Origin of the sequence: Streptomyces sp. GbtcB6, assembly GCF_019091475.1 — a bacterium.
In the GTDB taxonomy this organism is placed as follows: Bacteria; Actinomycetota; Actinomycetes; order Streptomycetales; family Streptomycetaceae; genus Streptomyces; species Streptomyces hyaluromycini.
This window is the reverse complement of the sequence record NZ_JAGXJL010000021.1, coordinates 85,510-106,850: the sequence shown is the minus strand read 5'-3', so window position 1 is coordinate 106,850 and position 21,341 is coordinate 85,510. Positions and strand designations below refer to the sequence as shown.

The 21,341-nt window shown below is 72.5% G+C and carries 19 protein-coding genes and 1 tRNA gene; 11 read left to right on the top strand and 9 right to left on the bottom strand.

Going from position 1 to position 21,341, the window contains the following annotated elements; translation table 11 throughout:
* The first annotated feature begins 114 nt into the window (after positions 1-114).
* Positions 115-465, top strand: a complete 351-nt coding sequence (locus tag KVT45_RS31275; protein ID WP_254647607.1) for a hypothetical protein — start codon at positions 115-117, stop codon at positions 463-465.
* 3 nt (positions 466-468) lie between these two features.
* Here the strand turns inward: KVT45_RS31275 and KVT45_RS31270 are convergent, their stop codons facing one another.
* Together KVT45_RS31270 and KVT45_RS31265 are read right to left on the bottom strand one after the other, a co-directional pair.
* Positions 469-2,283, bottom strand: a complete 1,815-nt coding sequence (locus KVT45_RS31270; protein WP_217552492.1) for an AAA family ATPase — start codon at positions 2,281-2,283, stop codon at positions 469-471.
* Positions 2,284-3,687 carry a hypothetical protein gene (locus KVT45_RS31265; protein ID WP_217552491.1) on the bottom strand — a complete coding sequence of 468 codons (1,404 nt, stop codon included), beginning with the start codon at positions 3,685-3,687 and terminating at the stop codon, positions 2,284-2,286.
* Positions 3,688-3,777: 90 nt separating this feature from the next.
* Here KVT45_RS31265 and KVT45_RS31260 point away from each other — a divergent pair.
* Both KVT45_RS31260 and KVT45_RS31255 read left to right on the top strand, forming a co-directional pair.
* Positions 3,778-3,853 (top strand) — tRNA-Trp (locus KVT45_RS31260).
* 377 nt (positions 3,854-4,230) lie between these two features.
* Positions 4,231-4,842 (top strand): hypothetical protein, encoded by a 612-nt coding sequence (locus tag KVT45_RS31255; RefSeq protein WP_217552490.1) that lies wholly within the window; start codon positions 4,231-4,233, stop codon positions 4,840-4,842.
* Here KVT45_RS31255 and KVT45_RS31250 read toward each other — a convergent pair.
* The 4 genes from KVT45_RS31250 to KVT45_RS31235 all read right to left on the bottom strand — a co-directional run bounded on the left by KVT45_RS31250 (position 4,839) and on the right by KVT45_RS31235 (position 9,464).
* Positions 4,839-5,684, bottom strand: a complete 846-nt coding sequence (locus KVT45_RS31250) for a hypothetical protein (protein WP_217552489.1) — start codon at positions 5,682-5,684, stop codon at positions 4,839-4,841. The two genes, KVT45_RS31255 and KVT45_RS31250, sit on opposite strands and share 4 nt — an antisense overlap.
* A gap of 67 nt (positions 5,685-5,751) precedes the next feature.
* Positions 5,752-6,726: an acyl-ACP desaturase gene (locus KVT45_RS31245; protein ID WP_217552488.1), complete on the bottom strand. Its 975-nt coding sequence runs from the start codon at positions 6,724-6,726 to the stop codon at positions 5,752-5,754.
* Between the two features lie 226 nt (positions 6,727-6,952).
* Entirely contained in the window at positions 6,953-7,729 is a 777-nt protein-coding gene (gene ddaH / locus KVT45_RS31240) for a dimethylargininase (RefSeq protein ID WP_217552487.1), read from the bottom strand.
* Between the two features lie 97 nt (positions 7,730-7,826).
* Positions 7,827-9,464 carry an ABC-F family ATP-binding cassette domain-containing protein gene (locus tag KVT45_RS31235; protein ID WP_217552486.1) on the bottom strand — a complete coding sequence of 546 codons (1,638 nt, stop codon included), beginning with the start codon at positions 9,462-9,464 and terminating at the stop codon, positions 7,827-7,829.
* A gap of 351 nt (positions 9,465-9,815) precedes the next feature.
* Between KVT45_RS31235 and KVT45_RS31230 the strand changes: the two genes are divergently transcribed.
* Complete coding sequence (locus KVT45_RS31230; RefSeq protein WP_217552485.1) at positions 9,816-10,658, top strand: isocitrate lyase/phosphoenolpyruvate mutase family protein; 843 nt, start codon at positions 9,816-9,818, stop codon at positions 10,656-10,658.
* 1 nt (position 10,659) lies between these two features.
* On the opposite strand, the gene KVT45_RS31225 is transcribed toward KVT45_RS31230, so the two are convergent.
* Positions 10,660-11,076: an SsgA family sporulation/cell division regulator gene (locus tag KVT45_RS31225; protein ID WP_217552484.1), complete on the bottom strand. Its 417-nt coding sequence runs from the start codon at positions 11,074-11,076 to the stop codon at positions 10,660-10,662.
* 203 nt (positions 11,077-11,279) lie between these two features.
* Between KVT45_RS31225 and KVT45_RS31220 the strand changes: the two genes are divergently transcribed.
* From KVT45_RS31220 to mmpA, 3 genes are all read left to right on the top strand, one after another.
* Positions 11,280-12,389, top strand: a complete 1,110-nt coding sequence (locus KVT45_RS31220) for an oxidoreductase (RefSeq protein WP_217552483.1) — start codon at positions 11,280-11,282, stop codon at positions 12,387-12,389.
* A 158-nt stretch (positions 12,390-12,547) separates the two neighbouring features.
* Positions 12,548-13,240: an endonuclease V gene (locus tag KVT45_RS31215; RefSeq protein WP_217552482.1), complete on the top strand. Its 693-nt coding sequence runs from the start codon at positions 12,548-12,550 to the stop codon at positions 13,238-13,240.
* 61 nt (positions 13,241-13,301) lie between these two features.
* Entirely contained in the window at positions 13,302-13,448 is a 147-nt protein-coding gene (mmpA, locus tag KVT45_RS31210) for a morphogenic membrane protein MmpA (RefSeq protein ID WP_217552481.1), read from the top strand.
* A gap of 16 nt (positions 13,449-13,464) precedes the next feature.
* Here the strand turns inward: mmpA and KVT45_RS31205 are convergent, their stop codons facing one another.
* On the bottom strand, positions 13,465-14,643 hold the full coding sequence (locus tag KVT45_RS31205; protein ID WP_217552480.1) for a trans-acting enoyl reductase family protein: 1,179 nt from the start codon (positions 14,641-14,643) through the stop codon (positions 13,465-13,467).
* 179 nt (positions 14,644-14,822) lie between these two features.
* Between KVT45_RS31205 and KVT45_RS31200 the strand changes: the two genes are divergently transcribed.
* From KVT45_RS31200 to KVT45_RS31185, 4 genes are read left to right on the top strand one after another with little or no spacing between them, the layout of a single operon-like run.
* Entirely contained in the window at positions 14,823-16,016 is a 1,194-nt protein-coding gene (locus KVT45_RS31200; RefSeq protein WP_217552479.1) for a CaiB/BaiF CoA-transferase family protein, read from the top strand.
* On the top strand, positions 16,016-17,029 hold the full coding sequence (locus KVT45_RS31195; RefSeq protein ID WP_217552478.1) for an LLM class F420-dependent oxidoreductase: 1,014 nt from the start codon (positions 16,016-16,018) through the stop codon (positions 17,027-17,029). Before KVT45_RS31200 ends, KVT45_RS31195 begins: the two co-directional genes overlap by 1 nt.
* 58 nt (positions 17,030-17,087) lie before the next feature.
* On the top strand, positions 17,088-18,302 hold the full coding sequence (locus KVT45_RS31190) for an acetyl-CoA C-acetyltransferase (RefSeq protein WP_217552477.1): 1,215 nt from the start codon (positions 17,088-17,090) through the stop codon (positions 18,300-18,302).
* 39 nt (positions 18,303-18,341) lie between these two features.
* Positions 18,342-20,537: a 3-hydroxyacyl-CoA dehydrogenase NAD-binding domain-containing protein gene (locus KVT45_RS31185; RefSeq protein WP_217552476.1), complete on the top strand. Its 2,196-nt coding sequence runs from the start codon at positions 18,342-18,344 to the stop codon at positions 20,535-20,537.
* A 36-nt stretch (positions 20,538-20,573) separates the two neighbouring features.
* On the opposite strand, the gene KVT45_RS31180 is transcribed toward KVT45_RS31185, so the two are convergent.
* Complete coding sequence (locus tag KVT45_RS31180) at positions 20,574-21,281, bottom strand: MerR family transcriptional regulator (RefSeq protein ID WP_217552568.1); 708 nt, start codon at positions 21,279-21,281, stop codon at positions 20,574-20,576.
* Between the last annotated feature and the right edge of the window lie 60 nt (positions 21,282-21,341).

Genomic DNA, 21,341 nt, shown 5'->3' with positions numbered 1-21,341 from the left:
GCCGCCGCCGGGGCGGGGGCCGGGGGGGGGCGCCCCCCCGGCCCCGGGCCGGCCAGCAGGGGCAGGGGCCCGCGGCCCCCCGCCCGCGGGGGGGGGGGGGCGCCCCCCGCCGGGGTGACCCTGCTCGACCTGGGGCGGGTACGCGCGGCGGCCGTGCTCGCGGCGGGCGACAACGAGATCGACCTGGCCGCCGCCGACACGATCGGCCGGGCCCTGTCCGGCTCCGGGCACCGCCTCGCCCACCTGGTGCTGACCCACACCGGGATGCGCAGCCGCGAGGCCCACCGCCTCCTCGACCACGCGGTGCACGCCGGCACGGCCACCCGCTACCGCCTCGGTGCCGGCATCGCCGCGAGCGTCAAGCGCCGCCTGGACGACCTCAGCGCCCATATCCCGGCACCCGCGGTCCCGGCCGACGTGGCCGCCGTACGCAGCGTCCACCGGACCGCGCCGCCGGAGGCCTGACCGTCAGCTCCGCCGCAGCTCCGTGAAGACCTCCATCCAGAACCGCTGCTGCCGCTCGGACGTCCCCACCAGGTAGGTCGCGCGCAGTTTGGCCGGGAGCAGCGCCACCAGGCGGCCCACCGCCGCCCGGTCTCTCTTCAGCTGGGACAGCTCCGCGTTGGCGAGGATCTGGTGCACCACGTCGCTGTCGTCACCGCCCTCGTCGGAGTGCGCGGCGGCCCTGCGCAACCGGGACTCCCAGGCGTCGACGTCCCGGGTCAGCTCGCGCAGCCCGGTGACCGGGCGGCCCTTGAAACGGTCGATGAGGGCCGTCAGCGGCACCGGTGCGTACTCGCCGTCGCCGAGGTAGACCGTGCCCATCTCCAGCGGCAGCCCCTTGCGGTGCAGTTTGACCAGCCGCTCCAGGGTCCGCTTGGTGATCCAGGCCCGGCCCTCGTCGTCGATGTCGTGCTTCCACCACTCCAGAACGGTCTCGGCGTCCCGGCCGTACCGCGCGAGCAGCCACTCGTTGGCCGGGATGTCCTCGGGCTCGACCTGAAGCGACGCCGTGAACCTGGTCGCCTGGGCGATGTTGTTCCGCGACACCAGCAGCTTGCGGCCCAGGTGGTACGGCGGATTCTGCACGGCTATCTGGGCCCGCAGGTTCTCGATCCGCCGTCCCGCCAGCGACCACTCCTGGGTGACCTCCATCAGCTTGGCGAACGCGGCCCGGTCCTTGGGCCGGTTGTACTCGTCCCACACGATCGCCTTGGGCTCCGGACCCGTGAAGGGCGCGGCGAGGAGGTTGTCGAGCGTGCCGTCCGGGGACGGCACCGGCGCGCACAGGTCCTCGACGTTCGTCACCGGCAGCGAGAAGTACAGGGCGTCCCGGCCCAGCCCCTCGCGCAGGGTCTCCCGGACCAGCTCCGTCTTGCCGCAGCCCGGCGGCCCCTGGAGCAGCACCGTCCAGCGGTTGCGCAGCGCCGCCCGCACCACCTGCCGCACCGGGTCCGCGACCGTCGCCGGGTTGGCCACGCCCACGCTCGCGGCGATCCGGTCGAGGATCTCGGCCGTGCGGTTCTGCCCCGGCCGTCCGTCCGGGCCCGGCTCGGCCAGCCGCAGCCGCTCGCCGTCGACCATCGGCAGGCCCCAGCGCAGCGGGAAGCCCTCGCGCGCGTTGGCCAGCACATGGTCGAGGGTGCGCGGCGAGAGCAGTTCGCGCAGCGCGGGGGAGAGGGACGCCCACAGGGAGAACACCTCACGCAGGTCCCAAGGGCGGTACTCGGCCGCGAGGTGCCGGCGCCACGAGGTGTCGTTCGCCGTGATCCGCATCGTCACCATGCGGTCCAGGAGCGCCAGGTCACCACGGCGTGCCGAGGTCTCCGACAGCGACTCGTTGTCGGTGAGGAACACGCCGACGCAGCCCAGGGCACGCAGATCGTGCTCTCCCAGCGACCAGTTGCAGGCGATCTGCATCAGCTGCGACTGGATCGTGTCGCCCGCCTGCAGCGAGTCGTCGATCAGCAGCACGAACGGCCGGCCCGGCTTGAGCTGGCTCATCACCAGCTGGCGCAGCACCAGTTCGCCCGTGTGCGGGTCCCGGACCGGCGCGTTGACCAGCAGGTCGTCCGGGGTCAGGTTCGCCGCCGGCACGTACACCAGCGTGGTGTCCGGGTGCGCGCGGGCGAGGTGCGAGAAGAACGTCGCCGTCTTGCCGATGCCGTGCTCGCCGAAAACCTGTCCCGTCTGCCCCATGTCGATCATCGCGTCGATGAAGGACTCCAGACGGGACGTGGTCGGCTGCTGTGTCTTCTGTGCCTTCTGCGTCTCTGTGGTCATCTACCGTGATCCCGTGGTGACGCGATGGCAGTCCATCGCGGGTGTGTGCGTCTCGGGCCAGTCGCTGCCGCCCTCTGTGATCAGCCAGATCCATTTCTCCGGCTCGGCCGGGGTGATCGGCGGCGCGTGTCCGTCGGTGAGGACGACGACCGCGTCCGGGTTCACCTCGCAGCGCCGGCCCGCCACTTCGGTACGGCCCTCCACGTAGTCCGCGACCACCTGGAAGCTGGTGCCGCCCCCGCCGTACACCCTCTCCCCGGGCCGGAACGGCATCACCACGGCGTCGAAGGACATCCAGTGCGCCGTCACCCCGTCGATCCGGCCGACGAGCCCGGTGAGCCAGTCGACCACTCGGTCCGGCATCGAGCCCGAGGTGTCGTAGGCGATGACCAGCACCTTGTCGCGCACCGGGCCGCGCCGGGCGAGCATCGGGTCCTGGCCGAGGGCCGCGAGCAGCGCGCCGCGCTTCTTCGGGTACACCAGCCGCTCGCCGTCGCGCAGCCGGGAGCCCAGGACGTCGACCAGCCAGCGCTGCCACCAGTCGACGGTCCGGGTGCGGACGGTCTCGCCGCGCAGCATGCCCGCGCCCAGCTTCCCCCAGAGCTTCGCGGCCCGCGCCGAACCCTCCTCCGTACGGTTCATGAGATCGAGCAGCTCGCGCTCGGCGCCCGCGTGGCCGCGCCGGGCCGCCAGCAGGGCGTTGAGCAGCGCCGACGACGTCACCGCGGCCACGGTCTCCTGGTCGGCGGGGACCAGGCCGGCCACCAGGTGCGGGCACAGCGGCGGCGGCACCGGCGGATCGCACATGCGCTTCAGCTCGCCGTAGATCCGCATGTCGGTCTCGATGAACTCCTCGTACGCGAGGGGCTCCAGGCCGTGGGCCGTCAGGTCCTCGCGGTAGGCGTCGTACACCGTGCGCGGGTCGACGCCCGTGGGCCGGCCGTCCAGCAGGGGCAGCTCCGCGCGGCCGAGGCGGACCAGGGCCACGTGGTTGATGGCGACCTCGGCGGCGAGCGTGAACACCGGGTCCTCGCGCAGCTCGGGATCGGCCAGGAGATGCCGGTGCACCAGATGCCGGGCCTCGTGGAACAGCACGAACTTCACGCCGTCCAGGCCCAGTGCGACGAAGAAGTCCGGGTTGTAGAGCAGCAGACAGGTGCCGTCGCCCGAGGCGACCACAGCCGCCGTGTCCACCGCCGTCGTCGGGATCTGGTGCGGGCACTTCGAGTACAGCCACGAGGCGACCGCCGACTCCGTCAGCCCGAAGTCCAGCAGCGCGGCCTCCTTCAGCCGCCGCGCCTGAGCCACGACCTCCGGATCCGCCGGGCGGTAGGCCTCCAGTGCCCTGCGGTCGGCCAGGTCGACCACGAGAGGGCGTGACCGCCCCCGCTCTCCGTACGCCATGTGCCGTCCCCCGTGCCGCGGTTCCCCCAGTGCTCCATTGGTACCAGCCGGCACTGACAACGGGCCAAGGCATTACGATCTGCCGCAAGGGCGGGGCCGTAGCGCAGAGGCAGGCGCACCGGTCTCCAGAACCAGAACACGCCGGTTCGAATCCGGCCGCCCCGCCCCCCTCGAAGAACTTCCGGAGAGAGCTTCCGAGAAGAGTTTCCGCAGGGACGCCCGGGTCGGTGACGGCGGCGGCGATCCGGTGCTCGACCGTCGGCGTGCGCGGTGCCCGGCAGCCGGCCCGGCCGATGCCGACCGGCACGATCCGGCGTCCGTCTACGCGGGGGCCGGCGAGGAGGTCCTGCCCGGCCGGAGGGGCACGGCCGCTCCCGGCACCGGATGCGGGCTCCTCGGGCACCGGGACCGTCCCGGCGCCCGGGTCGCCCGCCCTTCCCATGCCAGGAACCGTGCGGCCGGGTCGCACACCGGCAGGCATGCGGGCGGCCCGCCCGCGCGGCACGCTGGTAGGAGAGCGACGTGGCGATGGGAGGAGTTCCCGTGGGACACACCGAACACCGGCCCGCCACCCGGACCCGGGCCGAGAAGCCCGTAGGCGCCGGGAGCGTGTTCCTCTCCTTCGCCCCGTGGATCATCTTCGGCGTCGTGGCCAGCCCCAGCACCTGGGAGTACGCGGCACTGGCCGCGCTGATCGCCGCCGCCGTGCTCTCCGGCAAGGACATGCTCCGGGGCCGCTTCTTCCTCCTGGACATGGTCGCCATCGTGTTCTTCGCCGTGCTCTGCGTCCTCGCCCTCGCCCTCGAACGCCACGAGCTGATCTGGCTGGAGACGTACGCCCAGGTCATCTCCAGCGCGGTCGTGGCCGTAGTGGCGCTCGGCTCCCTGCCGTCCGACCCCTTCACCGCGGAGTACGCCCGTCACTCGGTGCCGCGCGAGTACTGGGACTCGGCCGTCTTCAAGCACGTCAACAAGGTGCTGACCGCGGCCTGGGGAGCGGTCTTCGCGCTGATGGCCCTGTCCACCTGGCTGGCCATCCTGATCCCCGCGGGCAGCGACTGGTTCAACTGGGTCATCCCCATCGCCCTGCTGGTCTGGGCGGTGAAGTTCACCGAACGCTATCCGGACCGGTACAAGCAGCGGATGGCGACCTAGGCGATGGCCCCCGCGGTCATGACGAGCTCCCCGGTCGTGCCGTGGAAGCTGTCGAGGAGCTGGGCCAGCACCGCCCAGGCCTCCTCGCGGTCGCCCAGATGGTCCCGGACCAGCGGGCGCAGCGCGTCCTCGGCCTCGGCGGCGCGGCGCGGGAACATCACGTGCCCCAGGGAGAGCACCTTCAGCACGTCCAGGGCCGGTCCGTGGTCCAGCGCGTACAGGGCGGGCCCGTCCAGGATCCCCGCCTGGCGGACGCGGAAATCGAACTTGCGATGTGTGCCGAACTGGGCGCGCAGCGAGGGCGGGCAGTCCGGGCGGACGGACAGAGCCCAGCGGACGTAGCCGGGCAGGGAGTTCTCACGGTCCGCCTCGGCGACCGTCAGCCAGTGCTCACGCCGGTAGACCATGGAGGTGGCCTCCCGCGCGGCGGCCATGGAGTCCGACTCGCGCAGGGCCGGCACCAGTCCGAGGCGGGCGACCCGCTCCGAGACCGGCGGCGCCTTGTAGTCGTCGCGCAGGACCGGGTCGACCTCCACCGCGAGCAATCGCCCCGGGGCGAAGGGCACGCCGTCCAGGATGGCCCGCCGCAGCCCCGTGTCCCGGTCGGTGAGCAGCCGCCAGACGACGGTGTTGAGATCCGGGTCGTCCTCCTGGAGCATCCACAGCACCACGGATGACGGCAGCGCCGGCAGCCCCCAGGGGATCCGGCGCCTGGCCTCCCGGAGGTCCTCCGGCGCCGGCCGGGGCAGCCCGACACGCGCGCGTACCCGGTCGGCGTCCGCGGAGTCGATCAGGTCCAGCAGGAAGCCGACCGCCCGGCCGGAGGTGGTGTCAGCAAGCATGCGCGCATGATGCCGCAGGCCACCGACAGAGCGCACCGGGAAATCCGGGCGCCCGTCCGTCGTGGTGTCACGCGCCGGCGCGCGCCGCCATCCGTGCCTTGCGCGCGGCCAGCTTCTCGTCGAACTTCGAGGCCTCCGCGTTCAGCCCGCCCATGAACAGGCCGAGTTCCTCCTGCGCCTGCAGGCCCTCCGGGCCGAGGCCGTCGATCTCCAGGACCTTGAGGTGGCGCAGCACCGGCTGGAGCACGTCGTCGTGGTGGATACGCAGGTTGTAGACCTCGCCGATCGCCATCTGGGCGGCGGCGCGCTCGAAGCCGGGGATGCCGTGGCCGGGCATGCGGAAGTCGACCACGACGTCCCGCACCGCCTGCATGGTCAGGTCGGGGGCCAGCTCGAACGCCGACTTCAGGAGGTTGCGGTAGAAGACCATGTGCAGGTTCTCGTCGGTCGCGATGCGGGCCAGCATGCGGTCGCAGACCGGGTCGCCGGACTGGTGGCCGGTGTTGCGGTGCGAGATGCGGGTCGCGAGCTCCTGGAAGGCGACGTAGGCGATCGAGTGCAGCATCGAGTGCCGGTTGTCCGACTCGAAGCCCTCGCTCATGTGCGACATCCGGAACTGCTCCAGCTTGTCCGGGTCCACCGCGCGCGAGGCGAGCAGGTAGTCGCGCATCACGATGCCGTGCCGGCCCTCCTCGGCGGTCCAGCGGTGCACCCAGGTGCCCCAGGCGCCGTCCCGGCCGAACAGCGAGGCGATCTCGTGGTGGTAGCTGGGCAGGTTGTCCTCGGTGAGCAGGTTCACCACCAGGGCGATCCGGCCGATCTCGGTGACCTTGGACTGCTCCTTCTCCCAGGCCTGGCCGTCCTCGAAGAAACCGGGGAAGTTACGGGCGTCCGTCCACGGCACGTACTCGTGCGGCATCCAGTCCTTGGCGACCGTCAGATGGCGGTTCAGCTCCTTCTCGACCACTTCCTCCAGGGCGTACAGCAGCCGCGCGTCGGTCCAGGCGGACGAGCTGCCGAGATGGGGAGAAGTGATCGTCACGAGAACTCCATGGGGACGTCGAACAAGAGCGGATGAACAGGAGAAGACCGGCGAGCGGTGCCGGAACCTACGCGATCGTAGGCTACGAAACCGTAGGTTACGAAGCCGTAGGTTAAGCGCGCTGTAAAGACTGCTGATCAGGCCCGGTGTACATGGCGAATCGGGACATGCCAACCAGCCTCGGGACCCGCAGGTCCCGGGGCTGAAGAGGTGAAACGATCACTTGTCAGGCGTACAGCTCCCGCAGTCGCACCGAGAGGCACGTCACACATCCCTCCAGTTTCTCGAACTCGGAGATGTCCACCGTGATCACCTCGTGGCCGAGATCGGTCAGCAGCTCCGCCGTCTTGGGGGCGCTCGCCGACATCAGCAGCTTGCCGCCGCCGAGCAGCACCACATGGGCACCCGCGTCCTCCGGCACCGCCAGGAAGCCCGGGAACAGCGAGGGCCGGTCCACGTTGGGGATGTGCCCCAGAATCGTTCCGTCGGGCAGTGCGGTCACCGCCGACTTCAGATGCAGCACCTTGCTCACCGGTACGGCGACCACGCGCGCGCCCAGCGGCTCGAACGCGGCCCGCAGCTGCTGCACCCCGGCCGCGTTGGTCCGCCCGCCGCGGCCGACATAGACGGTGTCGCCGACCTTGAGAACGTCACCGCCGTCCAGGGTGCCGGGTTCCCAGATCCAGTTCACCGAGCAGCCCAGGCGGGCCACCGCCTCCTCGACGCCGGCCGTCTCCTCGCGCCGGGACTCGGCACCGGGCCGGGTGATCAGCGCCACGTTCTTGTACATGACGACCGTGTCCTCGACGAACACCGAGTCCGGGCAGTCGTCCTCCGCGTCCACCTCGACGGTCTCCCAGCCGTGCGCGCGCAGCGTCTCCGCGTACGCCTCCCACTGCTCCTGGGCGAGCTCGACGTCGACCTTCTCCCGCTCGATGTGCGTCACCAGGCCTTCGGCGAGGCGCGGGCTGGGGCGGCGGATGAGGGCCTTCTTGCTGGGCACGACGGGTCTCCGGGGTCGGGGTTCGGTCCGGCGCCCATTGCGGGGCGCCGGACCGCCATCATGCAGGGCAGGTCCGTGTCGACAAAACCCCCCGTTGTCAGGCTGTGCCCTCCCCGAGACGCGCCACCTCCTCCGGTGACGTGGCCGTCAGCTCCCCGTCCGCCATCAGCAGCCACCGCGTGACCCCGATCGACTCCAGGAACGGCAGGTCGTGACTGGCCACGATCAGGGCGCCCGCGTACGCCTCCAGGGCCGTGGTGAGCTGCCGGACGCTCGCCATGTCGAGGTTGTTGGTCGGCTCGTCCAGCATCAGCAGCTGCGGCGCCGGCTCGGCCAGCAGCAGCGCGGCCAGCGCCGCCCGGAAGCGTTCGCCGCCGGAGAGCGTCCCCGCCCTCTGGTCGGCCCGGGCGCCCCGGAACAGGAAGCGGGCCAGCCGCGCCCGGATCCGGTTGTTGCCGGCGTCCGGCGCGAACCGGGCCACGTTCTCGGCGACGGTCAGCTCGTCGTCGAGAACGTCCAGCCGCTGCGGCAGGAAACGCAGCGGCACGTGCGCGTGCGCCTCGCCCGAGACCGGCGCCAGCTCCCCGGCGATCGTCCGCAGCAGCGTCGTCTTGCCCGCGCCGTTGCGCCCGATCAGCGCGATCCGCTCGGGCCCGCGCAGATCGAGGATCCCCTTCACCCGCGAGCCGTGCGCGAGTTCCAGGTTCTCCAGCGTCAGCACGTTCCGGCCCGGCGGTACGGCCGTGTACGGCAGCTCGACGCGGATCTCGTCGTCGTCCCGTACCGCCTCCACCGCCTCGTCCAGCCGCTCCTTCGCCTCGCTGAGCCGCTCCTCGTGCATGATGCGGTGCTTGCCCGCGGACTCCTGTGCCGCGCGTTTGCGCGCCCCCATGACGATCTTCGGCTCACGCTTCTGCTCGAACATCTTCTGCCCGTACCGCTTGCGGCGGGCCAGTTTGACCTGGGCGTCGGACAGTTCGCGCTTCTGCTTGCGGACATCGGCCTCGGCGACCCGCACCATGCGCTCGGCCGCCTCCTGTTCGATCGCGAGCGCCTCCTCGTACGCCGAGAAGTTGCCGCCGTACCAGGTGACCTCCCCGGTGCGCAGGTCGGCGATCTGGTCGACCAGGTCGAGGAGTTCGCGGTCGTGGCTGACCACGATCAGCACGCCCGGCCAGGACGCGACGGCCGCGTACAGCCGCTTGCGGGCGTACAGGTCGAGGTTGTTGGTGGGCTCGTCGAGCAGCAGCACGTCCGGGCGCCGCAGGAGCAGCGCGGCCAGCCGCAGCAGCACCGACTCGCCGCCGGACAGTTCGCCGACGGTCCGGTCCAGGCCGATGTGGCCGAGGCCGAGTTCGCCGAGGGTGACCAGGGCGCGCTCCTCGACGTCCCAGTCGTCGCCGACCGTCTCGAAGTGCGCCTCGGACACGTCACCCGCCTCGATGGCGTGCAGCGCGGCCCGCCGGGCGGCGATGCCGAGCGCCTCGTCGACGCGCAGCGCGGTGTCGAGCGTGACGTTCTGCGGCAGGTGTCCGACCTCGCCGGCCACCTTCAGGGTGCCGTCGGACGGGGTGAGCTCACCGGCGACGAGCTTCAGAAGTGTTGATTTCCCTGATCCGTTGACGCCGACCAGGCCGGTGCGGCCGGGGCCGAAGGAGATGTCCAGGCAGTCGAAGACGGGGGAGCCGTCGGGCCAGGCGAAGGACAGGGACGTGACGGTGACGGATGCAGACATGGGCGCCTCGCGGTTGCTTGCGGTGTCGGGGGCAAACGCGTGTCGAGACACCGCGAGGCAGAAGCCGAGAGGGCCAGGGAGAGATCCTGCGCCGGGAGGACGGCTCACACGCCGAGGTCGAACGCCACAGACACACCTCACGGGTGTGATGCGGTGTCTCAGGACCTCAGACGAGCAACGTCCTTCTCCAATCGACGGCAACAGGACGTCTACACCGTACGAGCGGGCTCGACGAGGCGTCAACGCATTAAACCGAGGCGTCAACGCATTGGACGCGAGCCCGTCCGGGCTCCACATGCATGTCGGATTCCTGCCAGCCTCCGCCCGGCACAGGGTGGTTGGGTCGTCCGCATGACGAAGAACCAGAGCACCCTCCGGGACCACGCCCTCGCCTTCCACGCCCTGCACGTCCCGGGGCGGCCGCTCGTCCTCCCGAACGCCTGGGACGCGGTCAGCGCCCGGCTCGCGGAGGACGCGGGCGCCGCCGCGGTGGCGACCACCAGCGCCGGGCTCGCCTGGGCCCTCGGCGCCGTCGACGGCGACCGGCTGGACCGGGACCGGGCGCTGGAGGCCGTGGGGCGCATCGTCGCCACGGTGCGGGTTCCGGTCAGCGCCGACATCGAGAGCGGGTACGCCGAGGATCCGGCGGGTGTCGCCGACACCGTCCGGGCGGTGCTCGCGGCGGGCGCGGTGGGCGTCAACATCGAGGACGCCCTGTACGGCGAGGAGGAGAGCGGGCCGCTGCGGTCGGTCGCGGGGCAGGCCGAGCGTATTGCGGCCGCGCGTGCGGCCGCGGACGCGGAGGGCGTGCCGTTGTTCGTGAACGCCCGGATCGACACCATTCTGCGTGCCGCCGGGGGAGTGGACGCCACCCTGGAGCGGGCCGCCGCCTTCCGGGCCGCGGGCGCCGACGGGATCTTCGTCCCCGGGGTGGTCGATCCGGAGACGGTCAAGGCGCTCGTCGAGGGTGTCGACGGGCCGCTGAACGTGCTGGTGGGCCCGGGCGCGCCGGCCGTCGCCGAACTGGCCGCCCTCGGTGTGGCCCGGGTGAGCGCCGGTTCCGGCCTGGCCGAGGCCGCGCACGCGTCCGTCCGCTGCGCCGCGCGGGAGCTGCTGGACGCGGGAACGTACGGGGCGCTGGCGGGCGGGCTCGGCTACGGCGAGCTCAACACCCTGCTGGCGCGGGAGAGCTGACTCAGCAGGCGTCCCGCATCAGCTCGGCCAGGTCGTGGTCCAGGTCCAGCTGGAGGTGTTCGAGACCGGTGGGGACCAGGTCGCCGGTCGCCTCCAGGAACCGCCGTATCTCGCCCGTGCGCACATGGACGACGGCGGTGCCCTCGGGGGCGTGGAACTCCAGCACGGTCCGGTCGTAGCCGTAGGGCCGTACCCGGACGTCCCCGTTGCCCTCGGGGGCGTGCAGCCCGGCCGCCAGCAGCTCACGGGAGAAGGTCCAGCAGACGTCGACCCCCTCCAGGGTGGCCGGGGCCGGGAAGGTCATACGCACGGCGAAGGGGTCCTCGCGGTCGTAGCACAGGGTGGCGGGAATGCTCGGCATGCGCGGTGACGCGGCGACCAGGCGGGCCTCTACGGGCTGCTCGATGACGGTGGACAACGCCTTGCTCCCTCGTGACGGCTGTACGAACTTCCGGGCGTGTGAGACCTGGCACTGGAAGAGACGACGGAAGCGGCCGATCCGTGCACGCGAAACGCGAGTGACCTCCGTCACCGGCCTCATTCACACCCGGGGCTTACCTGCCACGAGGGACTGCCAGGTCCTCTGGACGGCGCCGTGACGGTCGGCTAGCTTCGCGCGCCATGAGGCGCTTGGGGAGCACGCGACGCACAGGACGAGCCCGACGTACCGGCCGAGTGGTCGCGGTGGGGGTGGCGTGCACGGCGGCGCTGGCCGCGCTGGCCGCCGGTTCCGCATCCGCACAGGCCACGACGCGGGCACCGCACTGGGCGCTCAAGGACACCGGCACCCCGGACGTGCGGTTCCGGGGCCTGGCCGCCGTCGACCGGAACACCGCCTGGCTGGCCGGTACCGCCGGCACCGTGCTGCGCACCACGGACGGCGGGACGAGCTGGCGCAACGTCTCCCCGCCGGGCGCGGGCGACCTCCAGTTCCGGGACGTCGAGGCGTTCGACGCGCGCCGCGCGGTGGTCCTGGCCATCGGCGAGGGCGAGGCGTCCCGGGTCTACCGCACCGACGACGGCGGCCGGACCTGGACGGAGTCCTTCCGCAACACCGACCCCGCCGCCTTCTACGACTGCATGGCCTTCTTCGACCGCCGCCACGGCCTCGCCATGAGCGACCCGGTCGACGGGGAGTTCCGCATCCTGTCGACGAGCGACGGCGGCCGTTCGTGGCGCGTGCTGCCGGACGACGGCATGCCGGCCGCCCTGGACGGCGAGGCGGGCTTCGCGGCGAGCGGCCAGTGCCTGGTCACCTCCGGGTCCAAGGACGCCTGGCTGGCCACTGGCGGCGGCGCCCACGCGCGCGTGCTGCACTCCACCGACCGCGGCCTCACCTGGACCGCCGCCGACACACCCGTCCCGGCGGGCGATCCGGCCAAGGGTGTCTTCGCCCTCGCCTTCCGCGACCGCACCCACGGCCTCGCGGTCGGCGGTGACTACCGCGCCGACCAGGCCTCACCGCAGGCGGCGGCGGTCACCCCGGACGGCGGCCGCAGCTGGCGGCCCGCCGCGACCCCGCCGCCCGCCTACCGCTCCGGTGCCGCCTGGCTCCCGCACAGCCGCACCACGGCCCTCGCCGTCGGTCCCACCGGCACCGACCTGACCACCGACGGCGGCCGCACCTGGCGGCCCCTGGACACCGGCTCGTACGACACGGTGACCTGCACACCGGACCTCAGCTGCTGGGCGGCCGGCGAGCAGGGGCGGGCGGCACGCCTGGAGAACTGAAGCGTGGGCACACGACCAGCTCTACGAGGAGGCCGGGCGGCGTGCCATCGAGGGCCGTTCGGACATGAACAAGGCCGAGTCGCAACGCGCCCTGGACGCAGGTAGAGCTCACCCGCCCACCGCACGCGCGCGTGCGGCGCCGTACGCTCGTGCCCACGATGACGACGACCGTACGTGTGCCCGCGGGCTGGCCCGCGACCGAGGAAGCGGCCCTGGCCGTGCAGGACGAGCTGCGGGGGCGGGTGGTCCTCGACGAGCCGGGCCCGGCGCCCGGCACCGGGCATGTCACCGGCGTCGACGTGGCCTACGACGACGAGCGCGACCTGGTGGCCGCCGCGGCCGTCGTCCTGGACGCGGCCACGCTGGAGGTCGTCGCCGAGGCGACCGCCGTCGGCCGGGTGTCCTTCCCGTACGTGCCGGGACTGCTCGCCTTCCGCGAGATCCCGACCGTACGGGCCGCCCTCGACGCCCTGCCCTGCCCGCCGGGCCTGGTCGTCTGCGACGGCTACGGCCTCGCCCACCCGCGCCGCTTCGGCCTCGCCAGCCACCTGGGCGTCCTCACCGGCCTGCCCACCGTCGGCGTCGCCAAGAACCCCTTCACCTTCGCGTACGACGACCCGGACACCCCACGCGGCAGCCACGCGCCGCTCCTCGCCGGCACCGAGGAGGTCGGCCGCGCCCTGCGTACCCAGGCCGCCGTGAAACCGGTGTTCGTCTCCGTCGGCCACCGGGTGAGCCTCGACAACGCCTGCGCCCACACGCTCGCGCTCACCCCGAAGTACCGCCTGCCGGAGACCACCCGCCGCGCGGACGCGCTGTGCCGCAGGGCGCTGCGCGAAGCTCAGGGCTGAGTAGCGATTCTGAGTACTAGTACGGATGCCGCTGTTACCGTCCGACGGCAGGCTGGCCCGCATGACGACACACCGTGCACCCAAGCCCGCGGCCGCCCCCGCCCCCTCCGCCGAGCGCGCCGTGAACGCGGCGCTGTTCCTCGCCGTGGTGGCGGGGTTCGCCTGGATCGTCGGGATGCTCTACACCGTGCTGGAGTGGCAGTCCTGACGGTGCCCGGGTCCTCCTAGAACGTTGCAGCCACCCGGAACCCGATCCCGGCCGCCCGCAGCCGCTCGGTCAGCGCGTCGCCCATCGCCTGCGCGCTGGTGACCTGGCCGGCCGTCGGCGGCAGGTCGTCGAAAGCCAGCGACAGGGCGGCCTCGGCGAACATCTTGGCCGTCTCGCCGTAGCCGGGATCCCCGCCCGAGACCTCCGTGAACACCCGCCGTCCGCCGCCCTCGCCGACGAACCGGACCGTGAACCAGCTGCGGGCCCGCTTCTCCGCGTCCGGCCCGTCCCCGGGCCTGAGCCGGTCCGACAGCCAGCGCCGGGCCGGCGGCAGCTGGGCGGCCGCGGCGACCGCGCCGACGGCCGCGACCCCGCCGAGCGCCATCGGCAGGTGCCTGACGGCCGCGTAGTGCCGGTAGCGGAAGTCGGGGCCGTAGCGGTCCAGGGCCCTCGCCGAACGGCGCACGATCTGGGCGTCGATGGTGGGCAGCGGCAGCGCCCAGGCGCCGACCTCGGACGCGAAGCGCGGGACACCCGTCGGCGCGCTCGCCCGGCGGCTCAGCAGCCGGGGCTCGTGCCGGGCCCGGTCCCGCGCGGCGGCGATCATCTGCCGGGGGCGCGCGAACTGGTCCAGTGCGGAGGCGAAGGTGCCGCCCGAGAAGGCCGCGTCGGCGGTCACGAACCCGTCCACGGCCAGCGGCACGCCTTCCGGCAGCTGACGGACCGTGAAGTACGCGCCCAGGTCGTGCGGGACCGAGTCGAAACCGCACGCGTGCACCAGGCGCGCGCCCGTCTCACGCGCGCGTGCGTCGTGCCGGACGTACATCAGGTCCACGAACTCCGGCTCGCCGCACAGGTCCAGATAGTCGGCGCCGGTGTCCGCGCAGGCCGCGACCAGGTCCTCGCCGTACCGGCCGTAGGGGCCGACCGTCGTGGCCACCACGCGCGCGTGCTCGGCGAGGGCGCGGATCGTGGCGGGCTCCGCCGCGTCGGCGCGCAGCACCCCGACCTCCGCGCCGCCCGGCAGCCGCTCGCGCAGCGCCGCCAGCCTGCGCCCGTCCCGGGCCGCGAGGGCCCAGCGCAGGCCTTCCGGCGCGTGGGCGGCGAGGTACTCGGCGGTGAGCTCGCCGACGAAGCCGGTGGCTCCGAAGAGCACGAGGTCGTAGGGACGGTCCGTCGTCTTCAGCCTGCTCATGACACCTCTCGGTCCTGCCACCCGCGCCGTTGTCGGTGGCTGAGGCTAGCGTGAGGAGTGCGGACGCACCCCCACGGGGTATCTTGACTAAGCGCTTGCTCGTCCACCCTTGTGCCCAGTGGAACGTGTTCTTAGCATCATCGGTGTTACATCAGTTGTGTCACATGACTGGGGGCGGCATGACCACGGCAGGGACGCCAGGACAGGGCCCGCTCTCCGGCGTGCGCGTGGTCGAGCTGGCCGGCATCGGCCCCGGCCCCTTCGCCGCCATGCTCCTCGCCGACCTGGGCGCCGACGTGGTCCGCGTCGACCGGCCCGGCGGCCCGGCGCTCGCCGTCGACCCCGCGTACGACGTCACCAACCGCAACAAGCGCTCGGTGCTGGTCGACCTGAAGTCCCCGGACGGCCCCGCCCGCGTCCTCGACCTGGCCGCGCGCGCCGACATCCTGATCGAGGGCTACCGCCCCGGCGTCGCCGAGCGGCTCGGCGTCGGCCCCGAGGCCTGCCACGCCCGCAACCCCCGCCTGGTCTACGGCCGGATGACCGGCTGGGGCCAGGAGGGGCCCCTTGCGCACCGCGCGGGCCACGACATCGCCTACATCGCCCTCACCGGCACCCTCGGCATGATCGGCCGCCCTGACGAGCCCCCGGCCGTCCCCGCCAACCTGCTCGGCGACTACGCGGGCGGCTCCCTCTACCTCGTCGTCGGCGTCCTGGCCGCCCTGCACCACGCGCGCGCGACCGGCACCGGCCAGGTCGTGGACGCCGCCATCGTGGACGGCACCGCGCACCTCGCCGCGATGATCCACGGCATGGTGGCCGCGGGCCGCTGGCAGGACCGGCGCGCGGCCAACCTGCTGGACGGCGGCTGCCCGTACTACGGCACCTACGAGACCGCCGACGGCGGCCACATGGCGGTCGGCGCCCTGGAACCCCAGTTCTACGCCGAGTTCCTCCGGCTGCTCGGCGGCCTGGACGACCTGGCCGACGCCCGCAAGGACTGGACCCGCTGGGGCGAGCTCCGCGAGCGCGTCGCCGCCCGCTTCAAGGCTCGCACCCGGGACGAGTGGACGGCGGTCTTCGAGGGCTCCGACGCCTGCGTGGCCCCCGTCCTCTCCCTCCGCGAGGCCCCGCACCACCCCCACCTCGCCGCCCGCGGCACCTTCACCGACCACGGCGGCATCACCCAGCCCGCCCCCGCCCCGCGCTTCTCCGCGACCCCCACGACCGTGCGCACCCCTCCCGCCCGGCCCGGCGCCGACACCGGCGCGGTGGCCCGCGACTGGGACATACCGGCACTCCTCGACGGCCACGCCGACGACCACGACCAAGCCGACGACCAAGCCGACGACCACGACAAGGACGCCACCTGATGGAGCTCTCGACCTTCCTCGACTACGCGGGCGACCCGCGCGCCGCCGCGGACCAGGCGGCCGCGCTGGAGTCGGCGGGCCTCGACGCGGTCTGGGTCGCGGAGGCCTACGGCTTCGACTCGCCCACGATCATGGGCTACCTGGCCGCCCGCACCGAACGGATGAAGATCGGCTCCGCGATCCTCAACGTCTACTCCCGCACCCCCGCCCTCATCGCCCAGACGGCCGCAGGCCTCGACGCGATCTCCGGCGGCCGCGCGATCATCGGACTCGGCGCCTCCGGCCCGCAGGTGGTCGAGGGCTGGCACGGGAAGGCGTACGACAAGCCCCTAGGCCGTACCCGCGAGACGATCGAGCTGACCCGGCGGATCCTGCGCCGCGAGGTCATCGACCACCACGGCATCACCGACATGCCCCGCCCCGGCGGCCTCGGCAAGCCCCTGAAGATCCTCACCAAGCCGGTCCGCCCCGACGTCCCGCTCTACGTGGCCTCGCTGGGCCCCGCCAACGTCCGGATGACCGCCGAGATCGCCGACGGCTGGCTGCCCACCCTGTTCATCCCCGAGAAGGCCCGCCAGGTCTGGGGCACGCCCCTGGCGGAGGGCGCCGCCCGCCGGGACCCGGCCCTCGGCGAGCTCAAGATCGTCGCCGGCGGCCTGCTCGCCATCGGCGAGGACGCGGCCGCCGCCCGGGACCTGGTCCGACCCAGGATCGCCCTGTACGTCGGCGGCATGGGCGCGCCCGGCAAGAACTTCTACAACGACCTCGCCGTCGCCTACGGCTACGAGAAAGAGGCCCGGCTCATCCAGGAGCTGTACCTCTCCGGCCGCAAGAAGGAGGCCGAGGCGGCCGTACCGGACGAGTTCTGCGAGCTCATAACCCTGTGCGGCCCGGAGGGCTACGTCCGTGACCGTATCGCCGCGTTCCGCGAGGCGGGCGTGACCATGCTGGAGATCGCCCCCGTCGGCCCGGACCCGGCCCGCCTGGTCGAGACCGTCAAGAACTGGCTCTGACCCTCCCTCTCCTGGACAACCCTCGTCTCTTGAAAAACCCTCGTTGAAAGGCTTGTCAGTGAGCACCGAAGCGTACGTGTACGACGCGATCCGCACCCCGCGCGGCCGCGGCAAGGCGAACGGCGCCCTGCACGGCACGAAGCCCATCGACCTGGTCGTCGGCCTCATCCACGAGATCCGTGACCGCTTTCCCGACCTCGACCCGGCCGCCATCGACGACGTCGTGCTCGGTGTCGTCGGCCCGGTCGGCGACCAGGGCTCCGACATCGCGCGGATCGCCGCCATCGCCGCCGGACTGCCCGACACGGTCGCCGGCGTGCAGGAGAACCGCTTCTGCGCGTCCGGCCTGGAGGCCGTCAACATGGCCGCCGCCAAGGTCCGTTCGGGCTTCGAGGACCTCGTCCTCGCCGGTGGCGTCGAGTCGATGTCCCGGGTGCCGATGGCCTCGGACGGCGGCGCCTGGTTCAACGACCCGATGACCAACCTGGCCGTCAACTTCGTGCCGCAGGGCATCGGCGCCGACCTGATCGCCACCATCGAGGGCTTCTCCCGGCGGGACGTCGACGAATACGCGGCCCTCTCCCAGGAGCGGGCGGCGACGGCTGTGAAGGAAGGCCGCTTCGACCGTTCCGTGGTCCCCGTGAAGGACCGCGCGGGCCTCGTCGTCCTCGACCACGACGAGCACCTGCGCCCCGGCACCACCGCCGACTCGCTCGCCAAGCTCAAGCCCTCCTTCGCCGACATCGGCGAACTGGGCGGCTTCGACGCCGTCGCCCTCCAGAAGTACCACTGGGTCGAGAAGATCGACCACGTCCACCACGCGGGCAACTCCTCCGGCATCGTCGACGGCGCCTCCCTGGTCGCCATCGGCACCAAGGAGATCGGCGAGCGCTACGGCCTCACCCCGCGCGCGCGGATCGTCTCGGCCGCCGTCTCCGGCTCCGAGCCCACCATCATGCTCACCGGCCCCGCCCCCGCCACCCGCAAGGCCCTCGCCAAGGCCGGCCTCACCATCGACGACATCGACCTGGTCGAGATCAACGAGGCGTTCGCGGCGGTCGTGCTGCGCTTCGTGAAGGACATGGGCCTGTCCCTGGACAAGGTCAACGTCAACGGCGGCGCGATCGCGCTGGGCCACCCCCTCGGCGCCACCGGCGCGATGATCCTCGGCTCGCTCGTCGACGAACTGGAGCGCCAGGACAAGCGCTACGGCCTCGCCACCCTGTGCGTGGGCGGCGGCATGGGCATCGCCACCATCGTCGAGCGCGTCTGAAACCCCGGCGGAACCAAGAGACTTCACGGAGACCCTCACATGACCGAGCGCACCACCATCCGCTGGGAACAGGACGACACCGGCGTCGTCACCCTCGTCCTCGACGACCCCGACCAGTCGGCCAACACCATGAACGCGGCCTTCGCCGCGTCCCTCGCCGCGGTCACCGACCGCCTGGAGGCCGAACAGGACTCGATCCGGGGCATCATCTTCACCTCCGCCAAGAAGACCTTCTTCGCCGGCGGCGACCTGCGCGACCTCATCCGCGTCACCCCCGAGACCGCCCAGGACCTCTTCGACGGCGGCCTCGCCGTCAAGCGCAACCTGCGCCGCATCGAGACCCTCGGCAAGCCGGTCGTCGCCGCCATCAACGGCGCGGCCCTGGGCGGCGGTTTCGAACTCACCCTCGCCTGCCACCACCGCGTCGCCCTCGACACCCCCGGCACCAAGATCGGCTGCCCCGAGGTCACCCTGGGCCTCCTCCCGGGCGGCGGCGGAGTCGTCCGCACGGTCCGCCTCCTCGGCATCGCCGACGCGCTGCTGAAGGTCCTCCTCCAGGGCACCCAGTACAACGCCACGCGCGCGTTGCAGAACGGCCTCATCCACGAGGTGGCCGAGTCGCCGGAGGACCTGCTGGCCAAGGCCCGCGCCTTCATCGACGCCAACCCCGAGTCCCGCCAGCCCTGGGACACCCCGGGCTACCGGATCCCCGGCGGCACCCCCGCCAACCCGAAGTTCGCCGCCAACCTGCCCGCCTTCCCGGCGACCCTGCGCAAGCAGACCAACAACGCCCCCTACCCGGCGCCGCGCCGCATCCTCGCCGCCGCCGTCGAGGGCAGCCAGGTCGACTTCGAGACCGCCCAGGTCATCGAGGCCCGCTACTTCGTGGAGCTGGCCGCCGGGCAGACCTCGAAGAACATGATCCAGGCGTTCTTCTTCGACCTCCAGGCCGTCAACTCCGGCGCCAACCGCCCCAAGGGCATCGAGCCCCGCAAGGTCACCAAGGTCGCCGTCCTGGGTGCGGGCATGATGGGCGCCGGCATCGCCTACTCGTGCGCCCGCGCGGGCATCGACGTCGTCCTCAAGGACGTCTCGGCCGAGGCCGCGCAGAAGGGCAAGGGCTACTCCGAGAAGCTGTGCGCCAAGGCCGTCGCCAAGGGCCGTACCAGCCAGGAGAAGGCGGACGCGCTGCTCGCGCGGATCACGCCCACCGCGGACCCGCAGGACCTGGCCGGCTGTGACGCGGTCATCGAGGCCGTCTTCGAGGACACCTCCCTCAAGCACAAGGTCTTCCAGGAGATCGAGTCCGTCGTCGCCCCCGACGCCCTGCTCTGCTCCAACACCTCCACACTCCCCATCACCGCCCTCGCCGAGGGTGTCGAGCGGCAGACCGACTTCATCGGCCTGCACTTCTTCTCGCCCGTCGACAAGATGCCGCTCGTCGAGATCATCAAGGGCGAGCGCACCGGCGACGAGGCCCTCGCCCGCGCCTTCGACCTGGTCCGGCAGATCAACAAGACACCGATCGTCGTCAACGACTCGCGCGGCTTCTTCACCTCGCGGGTGATCGGCCACTTCATCAACGAGGGTGTCGCCATGGTCGGTGAGGGCATCGAGCCCGCGTCGGTCGAGCAGGCGGCGGCCCAGGCCGGCTACCCGGCCAAGGTGCTCTCCCTGATGGACGAGCTGACCCTCACCCTGCCGCAGAAGATCCGCCGCGAGTCCCGGCTGGCCGTCGAGGAGGCCGGCGGCACCTGGACCGCGCACCCCGCCGAGGCGGTCATCGACCGCATGGTCGACGACTTCGGCCGCCCCGGCCGCAGCGGCGGCGCCGGCTTCTACGACTACGCCGAGGACGGCAAGCGCGCCGCGCTCTGGCCCGGTCTCCGCGAGCACTTCGCCAAGCCCGGCCACGAGATCCCGTTCCGGGACATGCAGGAGCGCATGCTCTTCTCCGAAGCCCTCGACACCGTCCGCCTCCTGGAGGAGGGCGTCCTCACCTCGGTCGCCGACGCCAACATCGGCTCGCTCTTCGGCATCGGCTTCCCCGGCTGGACCGGCGGCGTCCTCCAGTACGTCAACGGCTACGACGCCTACGGCGGGGCGGGTGCAGGCCTGCCCGGCTTCGTGGCACGCGCGCGTGAACTCGCCGAGACCTACGGCGAGCGGTTCACGCCGCCCGCGCTGCTGGTGGCGAAGGCGGAGAAGGGGGAGACCTTCACGGACGGGCGCTGAGCCGACGCCGAGCCGAGTGCGCGGAGCGGACCCTCCTCAGGAGCCCTCGAGCCACTGGTGCACCTCTGCACTGAGCGACCGTTGGAAGGCGGTCAGCAGGGCCTGGACCACCAGCGGCTGCATGTGCGCGGACAGGGACTTCACGTCCGCCTCGGTCCGCTCCGCCACCTCGGCCCGGAACAGCTGGGACAGCTCGTGCGCGGCCGCCCGCGCGTGTTCGGTCAGGACCGTGCGCGCGGCCAGGATCGCCTTCTCGGACAGCGGCACGTCGAGGAGTTGCACGGCAAGCCTGAGCAGGCCGGGGTCGATGCGGTAGGCGTCCCCGTCGGGCCGTACGACATCCATGGCGACGAGCCGTTCGACGTCCTCGTCTTCCAGCGGCCGCCCGGCCCGCCGCCGCAGCTCCCCGGCCGTCACGGTCTCCTCGGTGTCCGGGGCCCAGGAGGCCACCACGGCCCGGTGGATGGCCAGGTCGTGCCGGCTCAGGCCGGGCGGCAGCTGTTGCAGATAGCGCTCGATCGCCGCCAGCGTCATGCCCTGGTGCTGCAACTCCTCGATCAGCGCCAGCCGGGCCAGGTGCTCGCGCCCGTAGTGGCCCACCCGGCGCGGACCGAGCACGGGTGGCGGGAGCAACCCCCTGGTGCCGTAGAAGCGGACCGTGCGGACCGTGGTGCCGGCCCGCGCGGCCAGTTCGTCGATCGTGAGCGCCGGCTCCCCGAGGTCGCCGTCGGCGTCGGTCGTCATGTGCAGCAGTATCGCTGTCACACCGGCACTGTGACACCAGGCGGTCCATGCGACGCGTCG